19 protein-coding genes and 1 pseudogene are annotated in these 24707 nt (G+C 70.9%); 8 read left to right on the top strand and 12 right to left on the bottom strand.

Features of this window, described 5'->3' with window-relative positions; all coding sequences use genetic code 11:
* Positions 1 to 136: 136 nt before the first annotated feature.
* Positions 137 to 514, bottom strand: a pseudogene (locus tag OG214_RS33800) (aldehyde dehydrogenase family protein); the annotation flags it as partial.
* Positions 515 to 597: 83 nt separating this feature from the next.
* On the opposite strand from OG214_RS33800, the gene OG214_RS33795 reads away from it, so the two are divergent.
* Complete coding sequence (locus OG214_RS33795) at positions 598 to 1152, top strand: TetR family transcriptional regulator (RefSeq protein ID WP_405986868.1); 555 nt, start codon at positions 598 to 600, stop codon at positions 1150 to 1152.
* A gap of 26 nt (positions 1153 to 1178) precedes the next feature.
* Complete coding sequence (locus OG214_RS33790) at positions 1179 to 1868, top strand: NAD-dependent epimerase/dehydratase family protein (protein WP_405986867.1); 690 nt, start codon at positions 1179 to 1181, stop codon at positions 1866 to 1868.
* Between the two features lie 55 nt (positions 1869 to 1923).
* Here OG214_RS33790 and OG214_RS33785 read toward each other — a convergent pair whose 3' ends face one another.
* Entirely contained in the window at positions 1924 to 2907 is a 984-nt protein-coding gene (locus OG214_RS33785; protein WP_363084891.1) for an acetylxylan esterase, read from the bottom strand.
* A 209-nt stretch (positions 2908 to 3116) separates the two neighbouring features.
* Here OG214_RS33785 and OG214_RS33780 point away from each other — a divergent pair, with 209 nt between their 5' ends.
* The 6 genes from OG214_RS33780 (at position 3117) to OG214_RS33755 (ending at position 11483) form a co-directional block, all read left to right on the top strand.
* Positions 3117 to 4253, top strand: coding sequence for a LacI family DNA-binding transcriptional regulator (locus tag OG214_RS33780; RefSeq protein ID WP_405986866.1), 1137 nt, complete (start codon positions 3117 to 3119; stop codon positions 4251 to 4253).
* Positions 4254 to 4371: 118 nt separating this feature from the next.
* Positions 4372 to 5988, top strand: coding sequence for an FAD-dependent oxidoreductase (locus OG214_RS33775; protein ID WP_405986865.1), 1617 nt, complete (start codon positions 4372 to 4374; stop codon positions 5986 to 5988).
* Between the two features lie 112 nt (positions 5989 to 6100).
* Positions 6101 to 8230 (top strand): hydantoinase/oxoprolinase family protein, encoded by a 2130-nt coding sequence (locus tag OG214_RS33770; RefSeq protein WP_405986864.1) that lies wholly within the window; start codon positions 6101 to 6103, stop codon positions 8228 to 8230.
* Positions 8231 to 8352: 122 nt separating this feature from the next.
* Positions 8353 to 9015 (top strand): hypothetical protein, encoded by a 663-nt coding sequence (locus OG214_RS33765; protein WP_405987684.1) that lies wholly within the window; start codon positions 8353 to 8355, stop codon positions 9013 to 9015.
* 4 nt (positions 9016 to 9019) lie between these two features.
* Positions 9020 to 10306, top strand: coding sequence for a transporter (locus OG214_RS33760; RefSeq protein WP_405986863.1), 1287 nt, complete (start codon positions 9020 to 9022; stop codon positions 10304 to 10306).
* Between the two features lie 109 nt (positions 10307 to 10415).
* A complete protein-coding gene (locus OG214_RS33755) occupies positions 10416 to 11483 on the top strand; it encodes a hypothetical protein (RefSeq protein WP_405986862.1) in 1068 nt (355 codons plus the stop codon).
* Between the two features lie 104 nt (positions 11484 to 11587).
* Here the strand turns inward: OG214_RS33755 and OG214_RS33750 are convergent, their stop codons facing one another.
* From OG214_RS33750 to OG214_RS33705, 10 genes are all read right to left on the bottom strand, one after another.
* Positions 11588 to 12361, bottom strand: coding sequence for a methyltransferase domain-containing protein (locus tag OG214_RS33750; protein ID WP_405986861.1), 774 nt, complete (start codon positions 12359 to 12361; stop codon positions 11588 to 11590).
* Positions 12362 to 12441: 80 nt separating this feature from the next.
* On the bottom strand, positions 12442 to 13668 hold the full coding sequence (locus tag OG214_RS33745; RefSeq protein WP_405986860.1) for a metallopeptidase TldD-related protein: 1227 nt from the start codon (positions 13666 to 13668) through the stop codon (positions 12442 to 12444).
* Positions 13669 to 13671: 3 nt separating this feature from the next.
* On the bottom strand, positions 13672 to 15045 hold the full coding sequence (locus tag OG214_RS33740) for an MFS transporter (RefSeq protein ID WP_405986859.1): 1374 nt from the start codon (positions 15043 to 15045) through the stop codon (positions 13672 to 13674).
* A 40-nt stretch (positions 15046 to 15085) separates the two neighbouring features.
* Positions 15086 to 17296, bottom strand: a complete 2211-nt coding sequence (locus OG214_RS33735) for a JmjC domain-containing protein (protein WP_405986858.1) — start codon at positions 17294 to 17296, stop codon at positions 15086 to 15088.
* Entirely contained in the window at positions 17286 to 18551 is a 1266-nt protein-coding gene (locus tag OG214_RS33730) for a hypothetical protein (RefSeq protein WP_405986857.1), read from the bottom strand. The genes OG214_RS33735 and OG214_RS33730 overlap by 11 nt, the downstream gene beginning before the upstream one ends.
* Positions 18548 to 19432 carry a hypothetical protein gene (locus OG214_RS33725; RefSeq protein ID WP_405986856.1) on the bottom strand — a complete coding sequence of 295 codons (885 nt, stop codon included), beginning with the start codon at positions 19430 to 19432 and terminating at the stop codon, positions 18548 to 18550. The genes OG214_RS33730 and OG214_RS33725 overlap by 4 nt, the downstream gene beginning before the upstream one ends.
* Positions 19429 to 20478, bottom strand: a complete 1050-nt coding sequence (locus tag OG214_RS33720) for a DUF692 family multinuclear iron-containing protein (RefSeq protein WP_405986855.1) — start codon at positions 20476 to 20478, stop codon at positions 19429 to 19431. The genes OG214_RS33725 and OG214_RS33720 overlap by 4 nt, the downstream gene beginning before the upstream one ends.
* Entirely contained in the window at positions 20475 to 22472 is a 1998-nt protein-coding gene (locus OG214_RS33715) for a B12-binding domain-containing radical SAM protein (protein WP_405986854.1), read from the bottom strand. Before OG214_RS33715 ends, OG214_RS33720 begins: the two co-directional genes overlap by 4 nt.
* 100 nt (positions 22473 to 22572) lie before the next feature.
* Positions 22573 to 22710, bottom strand: a complete 138-nt coding sequence (locus OG214_RS33710) for a hypothetical protein (protein ID WP_363082162.1) — start codon at positions 22708 to 22710, stop codon at positions 22573 to 22575.
* A gap of 243 nt (positions 22711 to 22953) precedes the next feature.
* Positions 22954 to 24630 carry a phosphodiester glycosidase family protein gene (locus OG214_RS33705; RefSeq protein ID WP_405986853.1) on the bottom strand — a complete coding sequence of 559 codons (1677 nt, stop codon included), beginning with the start codon at positions 24628 to 24630 and terminating at the stop codon, positions 22954 to 22956.
* Positions 24631 to 24707: the final 77 nt, after the last annotated feature.

Here is a 24707-nt window from a genome sequence, read left to right as displayed (position 1 = left end):
ACCGGGCCGGACCCTGCCGGACCGGACCGGGACCGTGCTCGTGACCCCGGCAGATCCGGCCGGGAGCCCCCGGCGTGCGCTCCTGGGCCTCGGCGTATGCCTTCCTCGGCGTATGTCTTCCCAGGCGTATGTCTTCCTAGGCCACGGCGATGGACTTCAGCTCCAGGTACTGCGCGAGTCCGGCGGCGCCGAACTCACGGCCCACGCCACTGGCCTTGTAGCCGCCGAAGGGGGCGTCGAAGCTGAACATGGCGCTGTTGACGGAGAGGGTGCCGGTCCGTACCCGCCGGGCGACATTCATGGCGCGTTCCTGGTCGGCGCCCCTCACGGCGCCTCCGAGCCCGTAGGGCGAGTCGTTGGCGATACGTACGGCGTCGTCGTCATCGTCGAACGGGATGACACAGACGACGGGACCGAAGATCTCCTCCCGGGCGATCCGCATGGAGTTGTCGACGTCCGCGAAGACCGTGGTCCGTACGTAATTGCCGTTCTCCAGGCCCGCGGGGGTGTCAGGCGATGTAGGTAATTACCTACTTTCGACGGTGGAGCGGAGTGGACCGCTTGGCAAGTAAGAACCTACCTACATATACTGGGACCATGGTCCGCAACGCAGACGAGACACGGCGCAAGATCCTGGCGGCCGCCACGGAGGAGTTCGCCCGCCATGGCATCGCCGGGGCCCGTGTCGATCGCATCACCACGGCCGCGGGTGTCAACAACGCCCTGCTCTACCGTTACTTCGGGAGCAAGACGGACCTGTTCGACACGGTCTACAGCCGGCTGGTCGTAGAGATCGTGACGGCCGTTCCCATGGACCCCACCGATCTGCCGGGTTACGCGGGACGCCTGCACGACTACTACGAGCAGCACCCCGAGGTCGTACGGTTCGCCGCCTGGCGCGAGCTGGAACGCCCCCAGCACGAGGTGCCCGACGCCGTTCTCAGGGCGCAGGAGGAGAAGGCCTCCCTCATCGCCAAGGCGCAGGAGGACGGTCTCGTCATGTCCCGGCTGCCCGCCGAAGAGCTGCGCGACCTTCTCGTGCTGCTGTCCCTCGGCGGTCTTCCGCTGAACCCGGCCATGGACGCGGCCGTGGACCGGGGGCGCCGCCGCGCCACCATCGTGGCCGCCGCCGCCGCGGTCCTCAACGCATGACATCGACGCGACAGGGAGTTCAGCACGTGAATGTGGTCATCTTCGGAGCGTCCGGGATGGTGGGGCAGGGGGTGCTCCACTCCTGCCTGGAGGATGAGCGGGTCACCAGCGTGCTCGTCGTCGTGCGCACCCCGCTGGCCGTGAGCCATCCGAAGCTGCGCGAGGTGGTCCACTCGGACTTCACCGACCTCACCGCGATCCGGGACGAGTTCACCGGTCTCGACGCCTGCTTCTTCTGTCTCGGCGTCAGCTCCGCGGGCCTGAAGGAGGCGGAGTACACCCGGATCACCTACGAGTACACCCTGGCGGCCGCACGCGCGGTGTCCGCCGACAACCCCTCCCTCACCTTCACCTATGTGTCGGGGGAGGGAACCGACAGCACGGAGAAGGGCCGCACGATGTGGGCCCGGGTCAAGGGCCGCACGGAGAACGAACTGCTCGCCATGCCCTTCCACGCCTATATGTTCCGGCCCGGCTATATCCGGCCCCGCCACGGCGCCGTCTCCAGGACGGCCTCGTACCGCCTGATCTACGGCCTGACCTCATGGCTCTACCCGGTCCTGCGCAGACTGCTCCCGCGCCATGTGACGACGACCGACCACTTGGGGCGCGCGATGATCGAGGTCACGGGCCTCGCGGGGACGGGTGCGACCGTGCTGTACAGCCCGGACATCAACCGCCTCGGCGCCCCGGACACGCCGGGCGCGTCGGGCTGATCCACCGGGGGGCGCCAGGCCGGGGAAAGCGCGCACGGCGCGGGCGGTACGGCGGTCAGGCCCCCGGCGTCCCGGCGAGCCGGTCCCGCAGCCAGGACAGCTGGACCGCCTGCTGGTAGGGGCCGCCGCCCTCATGGTCGTTGAAGTCGTAGACCTCGATCGTCTTGTCCGGGGCGGCACAGGCGTTGAAGGCGGCGAAGACCGTCGACGGCGGGCAGGTCCGGTCCTCCAGAGCCGCCGAGAACAGCGCGGGCGCCCTCCCCCGGGACGCGAAGTGCACCCCGTCGAAGTAGCTCAGCGTCCGGGCCACCCGCTCCGTCCTGTCGCGGTATGTCTTCAGATAGTTGCCCACCTCCCGGTACGGATGACGGTCGGTGAGCGTGGTGGCCCGCGGGAAGTCGCAGAGGAACGGCACATCGGGCGCCACCGCCGCGAGGTCGGGGACCAGCCCGCCGACCGCGAGGGTGATCCCGCCGCCCTGGCTGATGCCGGTGGCCACCGTACGCGTGGCGTCGACGAGAGGGTGGGAGCGGGCGGCCTCGACCGCGCGTACGGCGTCGGTGAACAGCCGCCGGTAGTAGTACTCGTGGGGGTCCTCGACACCCCTGGTCAGAAAGCCCGGGTGGGCGGAGGCGCTGCCCACCGGATCGGGTGTGTCCCCGCCGCCCCAGCCGCCGCCCTGGCCACGGGTGTCCATCACGAAGTGCGCGAAGCCGGCCGAGCCCCAGAGCAGATGCGTGTGCGGCAGACCGCGCCCGCCCCCGTAGCCGAGGAACTCGACCACGGCGGGCAGCGGCCGGTCCGTCCCGGCGGGCAGTACGAGCCAGCCCTTGACGGGATGCCCGCCGAACCCGGCGAAGGTCACATCGAACACGTCCAGGGTCGTCAGCGCCGTCGTGACCGGTTCGAAGCGGGCGGCGAGATCGTGACGGCGTGTCTCGCCGAGCGTCCGCGCCCAGAAGGCGTCGAAGTCCTCCGGTTCCTCGGACGGGCTCCGGTAGTCGCGGAGCTTGTCCAGGGGCAGGTCGAACAGGGCCATACGGACGGCCTTTCGGTCATGGATGGGACGTGATCACCCGGAAGCGATCACACCGTACGACCAGATGGGCGGCCGGGAGAAGGCCGGGGCCCAGGTCCTGTCCGGTCGGCGGAAATCTCTCTCCAGCCTCTTGACCCCGGCGCCCCCGAGGCCGATAGTGCCTGTTAATGCGCATTACTAATACGCATTAACAACTCGGAGGCAGCAGCGTGGACGAATCCAGGAGGCGGTCCCGGCCCGGCCGGGCCCCCGCGCCGGCCGGCCGTACATCACGGCCCCGTCAGGCGGAGGTCGCCAGACTGGCCGGGGTCTCGCAGGCCACCGTCTCGCTGGTGCTCGGGGGCAAGAAGCAGGGCGCGGCGATCTCCGAGGAGACCCGGCGCAAGGTCCTCGAAGCGGCGAGCAGTCTCGGTTATGTGCCCGATCCGGCCGCACGCAGTCTGGCCGCGGGATCCAACGACCTGCTGGGTGTGTTCAGCTTCACCGCGACGTTCCCGACCGATGTGCAGCACTCGTACTACCCGTTCCTGGTGGGTGTCGAGCGGGAGGCCGCCGCGCGCGGCTACGACCTGGTGCTCTTCACCGGGTCGAGCACCGGCGGCGCCGGCGCGACGGGGCCCGAGGCGCTGAGCCGGGTGCGGCTCGCCGACGGCTGTCTGTTCCTCGGCCGCCACGCGCCCGCGCGGGAATTGCGGCGGCTGGTCGACGACGGCTTCCCGGTGGTCCATATCGGCCGCAGGGACGAGCTGGAGGGGCTGGCCTGGGTCGGCGCCGACTATGTCAGCGCGAGCCGTGAGGTCGTCGCCCATCTCGCCGGTCTCGGCCACCGCCGGATCGTGCTCGTCCGTGAGGACGACGAGGCTCCCGCGTCCACCGACCGTGAACGCGGTTTCCTGGAAGGGCTGGAGAAGGCCGGGCTGCCGGGCGGCCCCGGGGCCGTCTTCCGCTCCGCCGATCCCGGGCGCGATCTCACCCCCGAGCGGCTGCGCGGCTGGCTCGCCGACGGTGTGAGCGCCTTCGTCGCCGAGGAGACCGACACGGGCGACGCCTGGCGCGCGCTGCACACCGCCGTCGTCGCGGCCGGTATCGACTGCCCCGGCGAGGCCTCGCTGGCCCTGCTCGGCAGTCCGTCGCCCGATCTGGCGGGTGGACCTCAGCCCACCGGATTCGATGTCCCCCGGGCCCGGCTGGGCGCGGCGGCGGTGCGGATGCTCGCCGCCCTGGTGGCCGGGGAGGCGGCGGCGGAGCCACTGGTGGCCTGTGTCTTCCGGCCCGGCGTCACCGCGGGTCCGCCACAGGCGGGTCCGCCACCCGCGGCCCGCCCCCGTGCCCGTCCCCGTACGTAGGCCTCCGCCGGAGCCGTCCGTACGCCCGGCATGACCGCGCCACCGCACATGTCCGCCCGACTGGAACAGCACCGCACAGCACCGCACCGCACCAGACAGCACCACGAGGAGAACACGCGTGACACCCGAACCGGACATACTCATCGTCGGCGGCGGTCTCGGCGGTGTGGCCGCCGCGCTCGCCGCCTGCCGGGCCGGGCGCAGTGTCGTCCTGACGGAGGAGACCGACTGGATCGGGGGCCAGCTCACCTCCCAGGCCGTCCCGCCGGACGAGCACCCCTGGGTCGAGCGGTTCGGCACCACCGCCTCGTACCGCGCGCTGCGTGAGTCGATCAGGGAGTACTACCGCCAGTGGTACCCGCTGCGCTCCGAGGCGCTCGCGCTCCCCGGGCTCAACCCGGGCGCGGGCCGGGTCAGCAAGCTCTGCGCCGAGCCCCGTGCCGCCCTCGCCGTCCTGGAGTCCATGCTCGCCCCGCACCGCGCGTCGGGCCGGCTCACCGTCCTGACCGAGTACCGTCCGGTCGCGGCCGAGGCCGACGCCGCGAACGACACCGTACGCTCCGTCACACTGGAGAACTCTCGCACGGGCGGCAGCCGCACGGTTCACGCCCGGTACGTCATCGACGCGACCGAGACCGGTGAGCTGCTGGAACTCGCCGGTGTGGAGTACGCGGTGGGCGCCGAGGCACGCGACGAGTACGACGAGCCGCACGCCCCCGAGACCGCGGACCCGCTCAACCAGCAGGGCATCACGGTCTGTTTCGCGCTCTCCCACCACGAGGGCGAGGACCACACGATCGACAGGCCCGCCGACTACGACTTCTGGCGCGACTACCGTCCCGGCTTCTGGCCGGGCCCGCTGCTCGGCTTCCTCGCCCCGGACCCGCGCTCCCTGGAGGCGGTCCCGCGTACCTTCGTACCCAACCCCGACCTCGACCCGCTCGACGTCACCGCCGACCAGAGCGCGGACGCGGGGGACAAGGAGCTGTTCGGTTTCCGCCGGATCCTCGCCCGCAAGCTGCACCGGCCCGGCGCGTTCGACTCCGACATCACCCTCGTCAACTGGCCGCTGAACGACTACTGGCTCAAGCCGCTGATCGGCGCGGGCCGGGAGGGCGCGGAGCAGGCCGTGGCCGAGGCGCGGCAGCTCTCGCTGTCCCTTCTGTACTGGCTCCAGACGGAGGCGCCCCGCGCCGACGGCGGCAGGGGTTTCCCCGGTCTGCGGCTCCGTCCCGACATCACCGGCACCGAGGACGGTCTCGCCAAGGCGCCGTACGTACGCGAGTCCCGCCGGATCAAGGCCGTCACCACCATCACCGAGCAGGACGTCGCGATCGATCTGGTCGGCCCGTACGGCGGCACCCGCTACCGGGACTCGGTCGGTGTCGGCAACTACCGCATCGATCTGCACCCCTCCACCGGCGGTGACAACTACATCGACATCGGTTCCGTGCCCTTCGAGATCCCGCTCGGCGCCCTCGTCCCGCGCCGGGTCCGCAATCTGCTGCCCGCCGGAAAGAACATCGGCACCACCCACATCACCAACGGCTGCTACCGGCTCCACCCGGTGGAGTGGAACATCGGCGAGGTCGCCGGTGCCCTGGCCGCCCACTGCCTCGCCGAAGGAGTCGAACCGCACCAGGTCCAGGCCGAGGACAAGCGGTTCGACGCGTTCGCCGGGGTGCTCGACCGCGCCGGGATCCAGCGTCACTGGCCCGACATCCGCGGCTACTGACAACGGAATACCCAACACCGGCGGGATGTCCGGACGGAAGCAGCTCCACCTGCCCCGCCCGGACGCACCGCCCGCGTATCCGCCAACCGCGCACAAGGAGGTGCCCAGACCAATGACCACCCACCGCATCCGCGTCGGCATCGACGTGGGCGGAACCTTCACCGACGCCGTGGCCGTCGACGCCACGAGCCTCGAACTCCTGGGGCAAGTGAAGGTTCCCACCAGCCACCACCACGAGAACGGGGTCGCCCACGGCATCGTGGAGGCGCTCGACCGTCTGCTGGAGCAGACCGGCAACTCCCCCGAGGACGTGGCGTTCCTGGCCCACGGCACCACACAGGCTACCAACGCCCTGCTGGAGGGCGATGTCGCCACCGTCGGTCTGCTCGGTATCGGCACCGGTCCCGGCGCCGTACTGACACGCCGGCTGGCGGCCTTCCGCAATCTCGAACTCACCCCCGGCAAGCGGCTTCCGCTCGCCTACGCGCATATCGGCGACCCCGACGACGCGGCGGCCGTGGGCCGTGCCGTCGACGCGGTCGTACGGGAGGGCGCCGAAGTCCTCGTCGCCAGCCAGCCGTTCAGCGTCGACCGGCCGGAGGGCGAGGAGGCCGTGCTCGACGCCGCGCGCGAGCGCGGACTGCCGATGACCGCGGCGCACCGGATCACCTCGCTGTACGGACTGCGCAAGCGCACGCGTACCGCCGTGGTCAACGCCGCGATCCTGCCCCGTATGCTCGCCACCGCCGATCTCGTCGACGCCTCCATCACCAAGGCGGGGGTCACCGCCCCGCTGATGGTGATGCGCTGCGACGGCGGTGTGATGTCGCTGGACGAGATGCGGCGCAGACCGCTGCTGACGGTGCTGTCGGGCCCGGCCGCCGGGATCGCGGGCGCCCTGATGCGGGAGCGGATCAGTGAGGGTCTGTTCCTGGAGACCGGCGGGACGTCCACGGACATCAGTGTCGTACGGCGCGGCAAGGTCGCCGTCCGGCATGCCACGATCCTCGGCAAGACGTCGTACATGTCCGCGCTGGACGTACGCACCGTGGGCGTCGGCGGCGGCTCCATGGTCAGGACAGGCGGCGGGAAGATCACCGCCGTGGGGCCGCGCAGCGCGCATATCGCGGGTCTGCCGTACGCCTGCTTCGCGACCCGGGACCAGCTGCGGGACGCGAGGCTCGCCATGGTGAGGCCGATGGCGGACGACCCGGCGGACTACGCGGTGCTCGACGCCGCCGGCGGCCGGTTCGCGATCACCATGACCTGCGCGGCCAACGCGCTCGGCCGGGTCCCCGAGGGCGACTTCGCCCGTTCGGACCAGGAGGTGGCGAAGGCCGCGCTCGCGCCGCTCGCCGCCGCGCTGGGCGTCGACGTCGCCACCGCCGCGGCCCGTGTCCTGGACGCGGGCACCGGCCAGGTGAAGGCCGTGGTCGAGACGGTGATCGGGGACTACCGTCTCGACAAGGACACCGTCGTACTGGTCGGCGGGGGCGGCGGCGCCGCGTCCGTCACCCCGCATCTCGCCGCGGTCACCGGCTACGAGGGCCGTATCGCCCGCCACAACGAGGTCATCAGCCCCATCGGCGTCGCCCTCGCGATGGTGCGCGAGCAGATCGAGCGCATCATCCCGGACGCCGGCCAGGAGCAGATCCTCGCCGTACGCGCCGAGGCCGAACAGGCCGTCATCGCCCAGGGCGCGGCTCCCGACGGTGTCGAGGTGGAGGTCACCGTCGACCCGCAGACCAACACCGTACGGGCGGTCGCCACCGGCGCCACCGAATTGCGTACCCAGGACCGCGCCCACCGCGCGGACGACGCCGAACGGCTGCGGGCCGCCGCGGCGAGTCTCAAGAGCGATCCGGCGCGAGTGCGGGTCCTCGCGAGCACTCCCGCGCACACGGTGTTCGGCACCGAGGTCCGCGGCGGATTCCGTGCCACCCGGCACCCGGTGCGGGTCGTCGACGCCGACGGGGTCGTACGGCTGCACGCGCGGGACGCCCGCGTCGAGACCACCACGGTCGGCTCGGCGCCGCAGGTACTCGCCTCGCTCGTCGAGGAGGCCACGTCCTACGGCGACGGCGGGGTGCGCGCCCCGGCGCTGCGTCTGCTCGTCGGCGCCAGGATCGCCGATCTCTCCGGGGTCCTCGACCCGCAGCCGCTGCTGGCGCTCGCCCGCGGCGAACTGCGCTCCCGCGCGGCCGACGAACCTCTCGTCGCCGTGGTGGAGGCACGGACATGACCGTCACACGCCCGGAGACGGGCCTCGCGGACCGGCACCCGTTCACGGACCCGCGTGGACTCGCGGACCCACGTGGAATCGCGGACCCCCGTGGGCTCACGGACCCATGTGAACTCGCGGGTCTGCGGCGGCTCGCGGATCTCGACGACACCGAGTTCGGCGCGCGGCTGCTCGCGGACACCCCCACCCATGAAAGCCGCGACCCGGAGCTGCTGCGCCGATGGGCGCGCGCCGCCGCCGAGTTCGGGGCCGCGCTCGCTCCCGTCGCGAGCACGGCACGTGTCGTGGAACGGGACGGCGGCCTGGAGCGGGGGCTGCTCGCCCGCTACACCTCCAGACCGCCGACCGTCGAGCTGCACACCGACGCCATAGCCGCCGCCGAGGACCTCGCACAACGCCTCGGCTGGGGCGACTGGTATCCGGCCGGATCCGTACGCGCCGCGGCCCTCGCCCATGAGGCGGTCCACGAGCGGCTCCACCACGGCCCCGCGAAGAAGGCGCTCAGGCGGGCACTCGGCCACACCGTGCTGCGCGTCGGCCGCCGCCGGGTGTACGGCCATGTCGCGGGCGCGGACGAGATCGCCGCGCACGCCTACGCCCGCGCGGTCTGCGGTCTGGGCCGCAGTCCCCTCCTGCTGACGGCCGCGCTCGCCGCCTGGGCCGAGCCGGGGGCCGCCCGTCCGACGCACGACCCGCAGGGCACGCACAACCCGCAGGGCACGTACGGCCCGCACGGCACGTACGGCCCGCACGGCACGTACGGCCCGCACGGAAGAGAGAAGTAACGCCATGGGCATCGTCATCCTGCTGATCATGGCGGCCGGTGTGGCCGCGATGCTCAGCCGCAAACTACCCACGGCCTTCGCCCTCGTTCTGCTGGCCGTGGTCATCGCCTTCGTCTCGGGCGCCCCGCTGACCGGCGACAGCAGTGTGCTCGACACGGTCCTCCAGGAAGGTGCCCCCGCACTCGCCGCCACCATGATCGCGATCCTGCTGGGCTCCTGGCTCGGCAAACTCCTCCACGAGACCGGGATCGCGGGCACACTCGTCCGCAAGATCGTCGAATTCGGCGGTGACCGGCCGGTCGTGGTCGCACTCGGCGTCCTCGCCGTCTCCACCCTGGTCGGTACGGTGACGGGTTCCGCGCCCGCCGCGATGCTCGCCGGCATCATCGGTATCCCGGCGATGATCGCCGTCGGTATCCCGAAGGTCACCGCCGCGGGCACGATCCTGATGGGTATCGCGGCCGGTATGCCCTTCGAGCTGCCGGTCTGGCAGTTCTTCTCCAGCGCGCTGGAACTGCCCGTACCGACCGTGCGCGGCTTCATGCTCAAGCTGTTCCCCTTCGCGCTCCTCGCGGCCGTCCTGTTCGTCCTCGTCGAGACCCGCCGCAAGGGTGTCGAACACGCCTGGGCGCTCCGCTCCGTCGCCGACAAGCCCCAACGGCCCTCCCGGCGCGAGCAGTTGGGGGACGCGCCCTGGTACGCGCTGCTCACCCCGGTCGTACCGCTCGTCCTCGCCCTGGGCTTCGAGACCGCCATCATCCCCTCGCTGCTGGCGGGGATCCTGTACGCGCTGGTCACCACCACCCGGCCACGGGAGATGAACAAGCGGCTGCTGCGCACCCTGTACGCGGGCTTCGAGGTCGCGGCGGCGCCCATCGCGCTCTTCGTCGCCATCGGCATCCTGCTGGCGGCGGTGAAGCTGCCTGGCTCGGTGGACGCGCTCGAACCCCTGGTCAAGGCCGTCAGTCCGCAGAACCCCCTGCTGTTCGTGCTGGTGTTCACCCTGCTCGTACCGCTGTGTCTCTACCGCGGCCCGCTGAATGTGTACGGGCTCGGCGCCGGTATCGCGGGCGTCCTGATCGCCGCCGGCGTGTACCCGGCCGTGGCGGTGCTCGGCCTGACCACCTCGTACAACCAGGTCTTCGGTGTCGCTGATCCGACCAGCACCCAGACGGTGTGGGCCGCCCAGTACGCGGGCGTCACACCACAGCAGGTGATGGCGCGCACACTCCCGTACGTCTGGTTCGTCGCCCTCGGCGGCTTCGGTGTCACCGCCGCCCTCTACCTCTGAGGCGTCCTCAGCTCCGATCTCTGAGGCGTCCCCAGCTCCGATCCGCCTGTCTCTGAGGCTTTTCCCCACACCCCACCTGTGGCACATCACTCCCAGGACGGAGTCCCCCATGATCGAGCCGCACCACCCCAGCCGCCGGGTCTTCCTGCGTGGCGCCATGGCCACCTCGGCGGTCATCGCCGTCGGCGCGACGGCGGAAGCCGCGTCGGCCGCCCCGGCCGCCGGCACCCCCGTTGCCGCCGCTCCGGCCCCTGCCGCTCCGGCCCCTGCTGCCGCCGCCGCTCCCGGCGGATTCCCCGACTACCGTTACGTCAAGACGCTCCTGACGCCCTCACAGCTCAGGTACAACCCCACGGGCGAGATCATCTTCCCCTGCATACGCGGCGCTTCGGGACGCCTGGCGGCCCCGCTCGGCCGCTACTACCTGTACTACGCGCCGCACGACGCGCCCGGCGGTATCTGCCTCGCCTACGGCGACTCCATCGAGGGCCCGTTCACCGAGTATCCGCGCAACCCGATCGTGTCCAACAGCTGGCAGCCCCACTACTCCGTCAGCCATGTCTCGTCCCCGCACGTCATGTGGAACGAGAGCGCCAAGGAGATGTGGCTGTACTTCCACGGCGAGAACACCACGACCCGGCTGGCCCGCTCCAAGGACGGCGTCAACTTCACCTACGACAAGGTGGTGCTGTCCACCTCGATGATGCCGGCGGGGACGACGGAGACCTCGTACGCCCGGGTCTTCGCGCACGAACTGCCCGCGAGGAACGCGCACTTCGTCATGCTCTTCATGCTGAACAACACCACCAACCACCGGGACATCTGCTGGGGCTGGTCCCCGGACGGCCGTCAGTGGACCTTCGATCAGAAGCCGCTGATCAGCCACGCGGACGTGGGCGCGGTGAACATCGGGGGTCCGCATCTGCTGACCCGCGACGGCAGCGCGTTCGTCGTCTACAACAAGGACAAGGAGAGCGGCGGCGACCTTATGATCACCGAGGTCGGCGCCGACTTCACACGCCGCGACCACCTCGGTCTGTTCTACAACTCCTCCGCCGGAGCCCCCGACAACGGTCGCAGCGCCGCCCCGAGCTTCGGCACACAGGACGGAGTGCCCTACATGGTCTACGAGTCGGGGGAACGCCTGAAGGGCGCCATCGCCGTCGCCCGGGGCTGACGGTGACGCCACATCCGGCGTAGCCTCCGCGTCCTTGCCGCGCCGTGCCCCCATCGGCGCGGCAAGGACGCGACGCCACGAGGTGTGCGGACTTGCCGGATAGCTCAGCGGGAGCAGATCACGCTGACAAGGGAGAACGACGCGAAGAACGTCCCCTGGGAGAGGTCCGCGAACCAGCGGTGGCCACGGTCCCGGTCGATATGGCCGGCCTCGATGGCCTGTTGCATATTGCGGCCGAGTCCCAGCGTGTGGTCCGCGTCCTGGAAGTCGCGGAACACCGGTGTCGTGGCGCGGACCGTCTCGACGCCGAAGCCCGCCTGCTCGGCGAGGCGGGCAAGGCGGCGGCCGATGGTGGCGTGACGTACCACCTCCGCGGTGGTGTAGCGGGTGAAGGCGCGGCTTGTCTCCAGGTCTTCCGCGTCGACGACCAGGGTGTCCCAGTCGGGTTCGACAAGACCGATCAGAGCGCCCGGCCGGGTGGCGTGACGCAGCTGTACGAGTACGTCGGCGGGTTCGGCGACGTGCATGAGAACCCGGTCGATCTTGGCCCGGTCCACCGTCCCCGGCTCGACGGGAAGGGCATGGGCGTCCCCCTCGCGGATCTCCACACCAGGCAGGTGTTCCGTACGCCGACGGGCCTCGGCGAGCATGGCGGGATCACGATCCACACCGATCACCGAGCCCCGCTCACCGGCGCGTTCCGCCAGCGCGGCCAGGTCGGTGCCCGGACCGCATCCCACGTCCAGCACGGTCTGACCCGGCCGTACGTCCAACAGGTCGATCAGCTCCCGCTTGTACGCACGACCGGCATCGCCGGCGGCGGCCCGCAGCATATAGGCGGCCTGGTCGGGTCGGGACACCCCGAGTTTCGTCGACATGCGCGTAAGTCAATCACTCGGGCCGATCATGACGACCGTCTTTGAGTCAGCCTCCGAACGAGGACAGGCCGACGGACGGTTCAGTTCGCGGACGCGCCCCGCATCGGCACCACGGTCAGCCGGCCGAAAGACATGGACGGGCTCTCCACGCTGACCGGCAGCTCCTGCCCGTTCTTGCCGCAGCCGGTGACCGGATTGAAGACAACCGGGTCGTCCGCCACCTCGCGCAGCTCCCGCAGCGCGGCTGTCTTGCGGCCCTTGATGTCGAGACGGCGGACGAGCACCCCGGTGAGTTCACCGTCCTCGATCCACTCCGCATAGGCCGGGCGGACCACGAACATCTCCTCCACCGAACCACCGCCCCACGCGCCACGGCAGTACAGCCCGCGCCGCACGGACCGGATCAGGTCGGCGGACGGCGTGGCCCCCGCGGTCACCCGCAGGGCCGACATCCTCGGCTGGACGAGTCCGGCCCCGAAGGACCGTCGGCCGTTGCCGGTACGCGGCAGTCCCTGGCGGGCCGCCTCCGCGGCGTCGGTCATCACACCCGCCACCGTTCCCGCGTCCACCAGCGGTGTCGCGGTCGCGAGGGTCCCTTCGTCATCACACCGGTACGAGGTCTCCAGTCCCTCGGCCGGACCGTCCAGCACGGTGAGAGCTTCCGTACCGACCCGCGTGCCCAGCTCCAGCCCCGAACGTGCCGCGTAGTGACGGTAGTTGTCGGCCTCCAGGCTGTGCCCGAGTGTCTCGTGGACAAAGTGCACCGCGACTTCGGGAGCCAGCACCACGGCCCCCGTGAACTCCGCCTCCAGGGGCACGGCCGCCGAGGCGGCTCGGATCTCACCCGCCACCTGGGCCGCCGCCGACCGCAACGCGGCGACCGGATCCGCACCGGCCCACTGCCACAGCAGTGGTACCGGCCGGCCTGGCGTGGGCACCTGGATCTGTACGAGGGTCTCCAGCCGGATCCGCCGGACCGGTTCCTCGCCGCCCGCGACACCGTCCGCCCGACGGCTCTCCCCGCCACTCGTCCCGCCGCTCGTCCCGCCGCTCGTCCCGCATCTCTCTCTGCCGCTCGCCCGGTGGCTCACCGTGCGGCGGCCCACTCGGGCGACGACCCCTGCCTCTCCCGCTCCCACGCGCTCGGCGATCTCCCGAGCCGTACGGTGCACCGCGAGGGCCGTCGCACGCACCCGGGCCGGTCCCGTCGGCGGAGCGTCCTCGTCGCGACCGGTGGCCCGCTCGGTGATCGCCGGTTCCGATGACGGACCGGAGACCGTCACCCCGCGATACGCGCCCTCGTCCACGCGTCAGGCCTCGCTCACCACCGGACGCCCGGCCTCGGCTTCGGCCTCGGCCTCGGCCTCCGGATGGGAGTCCGGCGCCGCGCGCCCGCCGAACTCCCGTACGCCGGATACGAGGAGCGGTACCAGCGTGCTCACCACGAACAGCGCGGCACCGGTCAGCGTGATCACCCATACGGGCACCTTCGCGAGCGCGAGCCCCACCAGCGCGTAGCCGACCGGCGCCGCCGCTGTGGAGGACAGCCAGTCCAACGACATGACGCGGCCCAGGAGTTCATCCGGAATGGTCCGCTGGAGGGCACTCATCCACAGCACCTGGAACGAAGCGAGCCCGGCACCGGCGGGAATCGCGGCAAGGGTCAGTACGGGAACGGAACTGGTCACCCCGAGAAGCCCCACCGCCAGCCCGAACGGCAGCAGTGAGAGCAGCGCCACCGTGCCGGAACCGCTGCGAATCCCGCGACGTACCAGGATCCCGCCGATCAGCGCGCCCGCGGAGAAGGCGGCCAGTACGACCCCGTAGGCGACCGTGTCCGACGTCGATCGCAGGAGCCGCTCCGGCAGCAGGACGAACCAGACCGGGACGGTGGTCAGCACATGGAACAACGACATCAGCAGGATCGCCCAGACCCATGGCCGCGACCGGGCCTCACGGAATCCCTCCAGCACCTCTCGGATCACCGAACCGCCCCAGGCCGACTCCGCGGGTTTCCCGGCCGGCTCCGTGGATTTCTCCGCCGTGGCAGTGGCAGTGGCCGTGGCCTTGGTCTTGGTCCTGGCCTTCTCCTTCACACCGAGCAGCAGCAGGGCGCTGGCCGCGAAGGTGGCGGCGTCGAAGAGCAGCGCGCTGCGGGCGCCGATCAACGCGACCACCGCGCCGGCCACCGTGGGGCCTAGGATGCCGATCGTGCGCTCGGTCGCCGTGGTCAGTGAATTCGCCGCTTCCAGTTGCCGCTTGGGGACGATCCGGGGAAGCAGCGACTCGTAGGCCGGGTCGAAGAAGGCCTCTCCCGCGCCGACCAGCAGCACCAGCAGCGCGAGCGCCCATGTCGGCGCGCCGAGCACGGCCATCGCCGCACCGGCGACGACGACGGCGCGCAGTACGTCGACGCTCCACATGATCCTGATACGCGGAAAGCGGTCGGCCACCACTCCCCCGATGAGCACGCACAGAGCCATGCCCAGGGCGCGGGCGGCGAGCACGGCCCCGAACCCGGTGACGCTGTCGTCCTCGATGAGCACCGTTGTGGCGATGGCGAACGGGAACATCTGGTCACCCAGCGAACTCGTCAACTGGCTGATCCATACCCGGGCGAACGTCGGATCGCGCAGCACTGCGCGCCAGGAACCGGTCGTCCCGGTGGTGTCGGCGGATGTCATCGAGGTGCTCTGTCCCCTGTCCGGTCCTGCTCGTATGTCGTCATAGGCCCTGCTTCTGTGTCGTCATAAAGGCTTCGAACCAGCCGTCCGGATCCGGTGGCGGTCCTGACAGCTCCTCAAGGACCAGGGCCGCCGCCCGTTCCCCGTCGGCCGCCACGCCGACGGCTCCGGTCTCCCGGCCGAGCAGACGGCGGCTCAGTTCGTTCCGCGTATTCGCCGCGAAGATCTGTCCGCACACCCACTTGGCCGAGCGGGACGAGCCGTCCCATGGGGACTCCAGCGGCGGCAGCGGCTGCTCCGGGTCGGGGAACAGGTCGGTGATGAGCCGCCATTGGGCCCGCGCGAGCACGGTCACCAGACCGGCGGCCAGGGTCCGGGCCGACGCCGGTTCGTCGGGGGGCGAGGAGAGCCATTCGTCCGGCGTGCCGGGCTGGGTGAAGACCAGCAGCTGTGCCTCGGCGGCGGCCAGGGCCTCGGGCCAGCGGTCGGCCAGCAGGGCCACGGCGTCCGCCGCGCGGGCGGAGAGGTCCGCGGTGGGGGTGGGCGGTCGCCCGCAGTGCCAGGACACACCGTGCGGACCGGCCTGGTCCCACCAGCCATGAGCCCTCTCCAGCAGATGGAGCGAGGAGCCGGGGACCGTGGCCAGCGGTTCCACGACGGCGGGGTGCCAGGTGCCGTCGGCCGTACGGAGTGACGGGACGCCGCTCGTCTCCTCGAAGCGCACACCGGCGTTCTCGGCCAACTCACCCCGGGCCGACCACCGTTCTCCGGGCAGCAACGCCACGATCCCGCCCGGATCGGATCGGGCGACGGTCAGCGGGTGGCCCGCCGGCACCTCGGGATGCCGGACGGCGAGCCCGAGGAGGACGGACGCCACCTGCGGAACGAACTCGTCACCGGTCTGCCGGTAGTCGGCGGCGGCCTCGTGTTCCGCGCGTCGTACGGCCCCCAACAGGACCGGGTGGCGGCCCAGTTCCGCCAGTTCCCGCTCATCGGCCGCCGCCAGCAGGCCGATCACCGTCCGAGCGGTTCGCCGGATGTCCGGCCGGCCGCCCCAGTCGGCGCTCCGGTGGCGCAGCAGACGCAGCAGCCGGATGAGCACGTGACGGGTGTGCTCACCGCGAGCGGATGCCCAGAGGCCCGCGGAGGTGGGACCGGAGAGCAGGTCCCGCGCCTTCGGCAGCTCCCGTGGCCGGCTGGCCAGTTCGCGGAGCGCCCCGCCGCCCAGGGAGAGGGACAGGGGCGACGGCCGGGCGCCGCCCGACGCCTCGTCTTCCGTACCCGCACCCGCGTCCGTGCCCGTAGCCGCGTCCGTGCCCGTAGCCGTACCCCCGCCCCCGCCCGCGTCCGTGCCCGCGCCCGCGCCCCCGCCCGCGCCCGCGCCCGCGGCGACGGTCCGTTGCGCGCTCAGGCCGTGTGCGACTCCGGCTCGGTGCCGTTCCCGCAGGGCGGCCCGGATCCGGCTTCGCAGTGCGGGATCGGTGAGGCTGTCCCACAGCGTGTCGAGCCTGTCCCGGCCGGCGGGCAGCGGCTGCCACCACGCTCGCTGTGATCTCAACTCCTCGGCGATCAGGGGAAGTACGGAGTCCAGGGCATTGGCCGAGTTGAGGGCGACGCTGACACTCAGGGAAGGGCCGTCACTGACTCCCCAGTGACTCCAGAAGATCGGCAGATAGAGGATATCCCCGGGCGCGAGCACGAATTCGAGTGCGTCGTCCGGCATATAGGCCGTGCCGACCGAGTGGTCGCCGACCATACGGCGCCGCAGCGAGTCCTCGGGCAGGCCGGACGGCGGGGAGAGCTGCCAGCGTTTGGTGCCTTCCTGCTGGAGCACGAAGTTGTCGCTGTCGTCGAAGTGGCAGCCGATGCCCGAGGGCGCCAGGGTCTGGACCGCGTCGCACCAGACGTTCGGCCAGTCCAGGGTCTGCCGGACCGTGTCGCTGAGCGCGGCCAGCCGCGGACTGGCGAGGTCCGCGACCCGTACGAACCAGGCCTCGCCCGGACGTTCGACGACCTGTACGGGATCCTCGCGGACCATCCGCTCCCGGATGCCGTCGAACTCGGCGACAGTCAGAGGCGGGTCGAGGAGCCCCCGGGTGGCGGCGCGCAGCACGAACGGCTTGCGGCGGAAATACTCGCCGAAGAACATGTCCCGGCTCATACCGGGGAGGAAGCCGCCGGTGGACGCTCCCGGAGGGAGGGGCCCTGTGGGGTGGATGCCGGAGGAGCGGATGCCGCTGTCAGGAGCCATTCCACACCTCCGCGAGACTTCCGGCGTGCCGCTGTGCCTCGCGCTCCGCCGCGGCGTCGCCACTTCGGCGGCCGGCCAGGGCGAGCAGATCGGCCGCTTCACGGTGCAGGGGGATGACCTCCAGCGTGCGGCGGGCCCGCCGTACCCCGTCGGGACCGTTGCCGAGGCGCAGCGCGCAGATCGCTCCCAGGAGGCTCGCGTGGGCGTCCAGGGTGTCGGAGATCCGCTCGGTGCAGAGGTCGAACAATTCGAGGGCGGTGCCGTGCCGCCCCGCCCGCATGGCCGCGATCCCGGCCCTATAGGCGGGCCAGGTGGTGTGGGCTCCCAGCGAACGGGCCAGGTGCACACCGTCGACGGCATCGTCGATCCGGCCCGACTGGGCGTCCAGGACCGCACGCAGGGTGACCCCTTCCGGGCCCATGCCCGCGAGTTCCCCGTCCCACAGCCGGGCCAGTTCCGCCGGAGCGACCGGCGCGCCGAGCGCGGCCGCCAGCAGGCTGCGCTCGGGCGAGGCGCTGTACCCGTCCCGGATGAACGTGTCCGCCGTGGGCGCCCGTAACGTCATGCCCAGTTCATCGGCCAGTTCGCCTGCCAGTGAGGTGAATTCCGGCGGGACGAATCCGCTGGACACACTCATGGAGCCGCTCCAACTGCGGATCTTCGTCCTCGCCCCGCCGAGCTTCGCCGTCACCTCGCCGACGGTGTGGTCGACGGTGCCGTCACTGTCGACGAAGAAGTCGAGATCGAAGTCGGCCGCGGTGATCCCGTCCAGGACCTCCGGCCCCAGACCGGGCAGACCGGTGCAGGAGACGGTGCCGACGGGCAGTTCCGCCCGGACGCCCCACGGCTCCCGGGAGAAGGTCTCGATCACCCGCCGGCCCACGTGCGGTACGAGACTCAGGGCGCCCAGCAGCGACGCGGCGGGGTCACGGCCCGCCGCGCCGGGGACGACCCAGCACACGGAGGCCAGCCAGCCGCCGGCCAGCGCCGGATAGAGAAAGTCGTCCAGTCCGTAACGGCCGTGCCCCGGCTCACGGAAGGGCAGGCGCCTGCACTCGGCGGCCAGGTCGCGGGGGCGTCCGCGCAGCCGGGACAGTGCCGCGCAGTCGTCCTCGGGCACATGCTTCAGATCGAGATGGCGGTCGAAGAAGAGCAGTCTCTCCTCACGGAACTCCCGGACGTCCCAGACCGGGAGGACATGGCCGTGCTCCGGCACCACGGTCAGACCGTCACCCGCCTCTTCGAGCGATGTCACCAGATACCTCGCATCCGCAGGGCTTCCCGGACCTTCTCCGCCGCCGGTTCTCCGGGGCGGGACAGCGCGTCGGCCACCCTCCACGAGACAGGCCCGAAAGCCACGCCCCGGGGCGTGGCCGAGTACAGACACCACCTCTCTCCGCCATCGCCGGGGACCGCCGTGCCCCAGCCCGTGAGGACCTCCGCCGGATAGCGGCGCAGGACCGCGTGGCCGTTGTCGGTGGGCATGACGCCCTCGATGCCGACCCGGAAGGCGACCGGGCGTTCCTGGACCAGCGCGGTGAACACCGCCAGCAGCATCTCGTGCTGGAGCGTGCACCGCAGTGTCCGCGCCATTCGCGCGTCATCGGACTCGGCCGTCGCCACACCGGCGGGCGCGGCCGTCTCCACATCGGCAGGCGCGGGCAGCTCCACATCGGCGGGCCCAGGGGACAAGCTCATCGCGAAGGTCGCGAAAGCCTCCTCCAACGAGGTCCCCTCGCCCGCGTAGGGCACGACCCGGTAGCCGTCGAACTCGGGTGACCGGACGAATCCGGCGAGCAGCCGCTTCCGGGTCCAGCCCGCCCGTTCCAGCAGCGTGAGGGAGCGCGGGAACGCCCCGGCGATTCCGCCGGCCCCCTCGCCGCTCCAGAGATTGCCGCGGAACCGCCGTGCGGTGTAGTCGAGTTCCCGCTGGTCGATACTGCTCAGACAGGAGAGTTCGGCGTCGTTCCTAGCCAGTTCCCCGGCGCCCCGCTCGCCGAGGCGCTCCCGGTAGTCGTCGTCGGTGAGCAGCCGCAGCAGCAGCTCCGTCAGTTCATCACCGGAGAGGTCGCCGCCGGAGAGGTCATCGCCGGAGAGGTCGCCGCCGTCAAGTCCGGGTCCCGTGGCGGTCGTCATGAGGCGCTCCGTCCAGGGCACGCGGCCCATTCGGCGACGAGGAGACGCAGACGTTCGTAGTTGCGACGGGATTTCTCGATGAGCACGCCGTCCTCACCGTAGACCGGGTCCTCATAGGTGACCCCGAGCAGATTCGGGCATACGGGCAGCAGATGACGGGTCAGTTCGAGCTGCTCGTCCAGGAGGATCCCGTGGTGAAGGTCCCGGAACTTCCCGCCGACGATCTGGCAGCCGGACAGGTGCAGCTCGCGGCAGCGGTCCAGCGGCAGCCGCTCGATCTCGTCGTACATGGACTCTCCGGTACGGCCCCGCAGCCATTGGTAGCTCAGGATGTGGCCGACATCCAGGGTGACCCACACGTCCGCGTCGTCCGCGAGGCGCTTGAAGTAGTCGAAGCCGTCGAGGCCGCCCAGGATGAAGGAACCGCCTTCGGTGTACCCGGGGAATTCGACATGCAGGGGCGGTTCCAGCAGCTCACGGGTCTGTCTGGCGTTCTCGGTCGCCAGTTCCAGACCGCGCTCGGTCATGACGGGCGGCAGGGGGTACGGCAGCGGCCGACCGCGCAGGCTCCAGATGCCCAGGTCCTCGACCACCCAGGAGAATCCGTAGCGCGCGTGCAGCTCATTGGTGAAGTCGGTGACCGGACGGCGGTCGTACACCTCGGGCGTTCCCATGTTCAGCAGCGTCTGGTGAAAGGCGCGGGGCGCTCCCGCCGGCATGGCCTCGTAGAGACGGTCGTAGGCGCGCACATAGTCGGTGGCGCGCAGCCTGGCCCTGTTACGGGGCTGGAACGCGAAGAAGGAGTAGTCGAAGTGGCCGGCATGGCGCTTGAGGAACGCCCTTACGCGGGGGGTGACATCACCGCCCTCGGCGGTCTCGGCGAATCCGGTCTTCTCGCCCCAGGGCAGATCCATGCCCACGCCCAGTCCGAGCCGGGTGTTCGCCCGCTCCGCCGCGGAGGCCCCGGGAGCCGGTGCGGCCCGTGCGGCCGGTGTGGTCCGTGCGGCCTGTGCGGACCCCGCGGCCGGTGGCACATGGACAGTCATGAGGAGCTCCGTGCGACGAGAGAGGCCGTGAGCGGTACGCGGACGGCGGTATCGGATGCGACAAGGCGGCCCAGCAGCTTGGCTCCGGGCTCGGTGCGCGCCGTCAGTACGTCCGCCGCTTCCTCCGCGACACCGATGTGTTCGCGGGGGAGAGCGAAGATCTGCTGCCAGACGAGATCGGCCAGCAGCAACGACCGCGTATCGCCGCCGGTCAACGCGTCGGCCGCGCTCATCGGCACGGGGCGCGCCCAAGGGCGCAGTCGTGCCCGCCAGATCGGGGTCACGCCGCCCTCGGTGCGACGCAGATGGGGTGGCAGCGCGTCGTTGCCCTGCGGCTTGACCGTCTCGAAGGTGTCCGTCAGCCGTCGCAGCGATTCGGCGCGTCCGGCACCGCCCGGCGCTGTCATCGGCAGACCGTGCCGTCCGCCCAGGTAGTTCAGTTCGGGGTTCGCGGTGAGCGGTCCCGAGCGGTCGAGAGCGACACCGTAGCGCCCCGGCTCGGCGGAGAGCAGTGTGCCGGGTTCCGCCACCATGAGCTGGAGAACATCGATTCCGATTCTGGTCTCGTTGTCCTGGAGGAATGTCCGTGATGCCTCCGCCTCGGCCTGGGTTTCGTCGAACAGACCGCCCATGACCGAGAGCCGGAGGTTGATCCCGGCGCCCACCACATTGTCGACGATGGTCTGGTAGTCGTCGGAGATGACGCCCTTGTCCATACGGTCGAGCAGACGCTGGGTACGGGTCTCATAGCCGACGCTCATCAGAACGCAGCCAAGATCCGCCAGTTCCTGGCAGAAATCCTCGTCCAACAGAACGGATTCAAGTCTGTTCCGGGTGCTGAACGTCACTCGCAGGCCCCGGCGGCGCACTTCCCGCATGGCCTGCGCGATCAGCCGCAGATTGGTGTTCTCGTCGACGACGGCCACGAAGTCGACGCCGTGCCGCACTACCGTCGCTTCCACCGCGTCGGCGATCTGCTTCGGTGTGCCCTGCTGATACGCGCCTTTCGGCAGCGATCTGTTGCCGTAGGAGCAGAATACGCACCGTCCCCAGTAGCAGCCGACGCAGGAGACGATCGCGAGCTGGAAATCCTCGGCGACATAGGAACGCAGAGGGAGTCCGGCGAAGTCCGGCGGACCCGTGTCGCGGAACGTCATCCGTACCGGCAGGACCTCACCGCCGCCCCGGCCGTCGCCGCCCCGGCCGCCGATCCGGACGACCCCGGGCACCTCGTCCTCGGGCGTGCCACCGTCCAACGCGTCGAGCGCCGCCGCCAGAGGCTCCTCGCCGGCGGTGACGCACAGGGCGTCGACACTGTCGCCGACCGAGGAGAGCCGGACGAGCTCCTCATGTCTGAGCATCACCTGCTGGCCACCGAGCCAGATCCGGGCGTCCGGCATGAACTCGCGTGCCCAGGAGGCGATCAGAAGCGCCGGTGCGAGCTGGCTGAAGAAGGCGACGGACAGACCGATCACCCGTGGCCGGGCGCCGGTGAGGGTATGTCTCACCAGCCGGCGCAGCGTGGCGGTGGGTTCGTCGAGGGCGTCCTCCCCGAGCGATCCCACCTTCCCCACCTGCTCGTCCAGGACGTCCAGACCGCTCCACGCACGGGTCAGGAAGGAGTCCTCCAGGATCAGTTCGACCGCCTGGTTGGCCAGCCGTACGGCTCGGGCGGGGCCCAGTGAGCCCGAGCCTTCCTTGGTGAGGACATGGCCGCGCAGTCGCTCCAGATTCTCGACGGCGGTCTCGGCCATGGCGGCGCGGTACCAGGAACGCGTCCCGTCCGCGGTCCGGTGGCGGTCACGCGCCCTCAGGAGCGGTCCGGGCTTGAGCAGTTCATGGAAGAGCCCGAGATTCAGATCGGCCGGAAGCACCGTCCGGCCCAGGGCGCGCAGATGCCCGGCCAGATAGGGAAGACTGAGATAGGGGAAAAGGCGCGCTTCGGTCTGCGGAGGGAAAATGAGAACCACATCGACCGGACCCGCGTCCACCATTCTCCACTCCCCCAGGCCATCTCGAAATCCGGATACATATGCGATCGACAGTGGATGTGGCGTGGGGCCAGACATGGACCTGGCCCCACGCCGGACCGGACTAGTCCTCCTGAGAGGCCTCGACCAGCGACTTGAAACGGAACGCGTGGAAAGCGCCGCCGACCTTCAGCTCGGAGGACTCGATGACCTGGAGGTCATCCAGCTCGCCGAACTCGTCGGCCGTGGTGTTCTCAGACATGCTGAACTCCCTTTGCACGTGGGTGGTTGCGCACTTGAGCACATCAGCGTACAAGGATGGGGCTGAACCACTCAAGAATGAATATCCGGCCCGACTGGCCGAAAGGGCGAATTAACGAATGGTCGCCTTATCTGATTTAAAGCACGGAAGCAGTTCTCTAAAGTCGTATTCAACGATTGAAACAACAGCGCCCGGCCGGGGAAGAAATCCCCGGCCGGGCGCCTGTGCGGTGGGTGGGTCCGGTCAGCCTCGGCGGGCCGGCAGGATCTGGATGGTGTCGCCCACGGCGCGCTCACCGGTCGCGTCCGAGGTGATGTTGACGAGCTTGCCGCCGACCACCATCGCGCTGGAGCCGCCGCCGTCCAGGTTGAGGGCCTGCTCCGCGCCCAGGGAACGCATGAAGCGCGCGGCCTCCGCCAGTGTGAACCCCTCGCTGACGCCCGGCTGACGCCCGTCGACAGTGACCAGGAGCAGTCGCCCGTGCCCGTCGATACCGGCCATGGTCCGGGGCTGGCGCACATTCGACCACGCGAAGCCGAACGAGAGGTCCAGGGGGTCGAGCGTGCCCTCGGTGGCGGCGTCGATGGCGATCCGGCCGTTCTTCACCAGCGTCGGCGCGGCGCTGACGATGCTGTCGTGCGCGCCGAGTTCGACCTGCCGTCCCGCGGAGTCGCGGATGACCTCTCGTACCGGGATCCGCTCGCCCTCGCGGCCATGGGCGGTCAGCCAGTCGGCCGCGCCGCCGATGCCCTGGAGGACGGACCCGCCGGCCGGGACCGTACCGCCGCGCGGGCCCGCGGAGACCACGCGGTCCTTGGAGTCGAGCACGACCTGGGTACCGGCGCCCTCGGGCAGGGCGGCACGGAACCTCGGGGTGAACTTCACCAGGTCGTCGGGGAGGGAGCAGGTGGTGTCATGGCGGGCCAGTCCGGTGGGGACACCACCGGGACGGCCGCAGTTGCGCACCTTTCCCGGAAGCCGGTTGATGCCCTGCACGGCGTACGTGGAGGACTTCCCCCGGGCGGTGACCGTGGTGGACAGATCGGCTATCCGGGGGTGCCGCCCGCCGTCCGCCAGGATCAGCGCGGCGCGGGAGCCGACGGCCATCGACTCCAACTCGCCGTCGTAGGCGGCGATACCGGCCACCGTGCCCTGCACGCCGTCCGCGTCGGAGGTGATGAAGAAGCCGCCGTTGACGGCGAGCAGGGAACCGTTCTCCACGGCGACGGAGGACGTCGTCTCGCGGTCCGCGACATTGCCGTCATGAGTGCTCGCCACCGAGCCGCGGAAGCGGGCCGGGTCGATGACCGCGACATGGACGCTCTCCCGGTCGGCGAGCTGCCTGCCGTCGTAGCCGGTCCACTCCACGGCCGTACGGAAACCGCCCGCCGTGACAGCCTGGTTGGCGCTCTGGGCCTCGGCCTGGGTGGCGTACGAGCCCACCCGCACCTGCCAGCCCATGGTGCCGCGCGGTGTGTCCGCGTACTCGTCCCACACGACCCGTTCCGCACGCGCCTCGAACCCGGCGGCGCGCAGCCCGCGCTCGGTGGTGTCGGCCCAGGCGCGGTCGCCCAGCGGGGCCCAGGTCGCCGCGCCCGTCAGCCGGTTGACGGCGGGAGCCTGGATCGTGACCGTCCAGACCGGCGTGACGCCCTTGTTCTGGATGACACCGGTGCGCACCTGCACGCCGGGCGCCACGGTGTCCGTCTCCCACCGCGTCTGCTGGAAGGCGGAGGCGGAAGTGGGAGCGGGAGCCGAGAGCGCGACGGGCGCGGCCGGGGCGACGGCCTGCGCCGCCCCGGAAAGGGTCAGGGGATTGACAGCAGCGAGCACGACGGCCGCGCCCAGCGCGATACGTGTCCGCAGAATTCGGCGGTCCGCACCGGCTCCGCGCGGGTGCTTTCCGTCTTGGTCGTACATGATTTCCCCTTACAGGTTGGCGCTCGGTATGGCCCGGCTCCACGGCACGGTGTCCACAAGATCCGAGGGCCATCCCA

This window comes from Streptomyces sp. NBC_00872, assembly GCF_045161915.1.
Lineage (GTDB): Bacteria > Actinomycetota > Actinomycetes > Streptomycetales > Streptomycetaceae > Streptomyces.
Note: the sequence above shows the minus strand (reverse complement) of the source record. Positions and strands in the feature narration are given on the sequence as shown.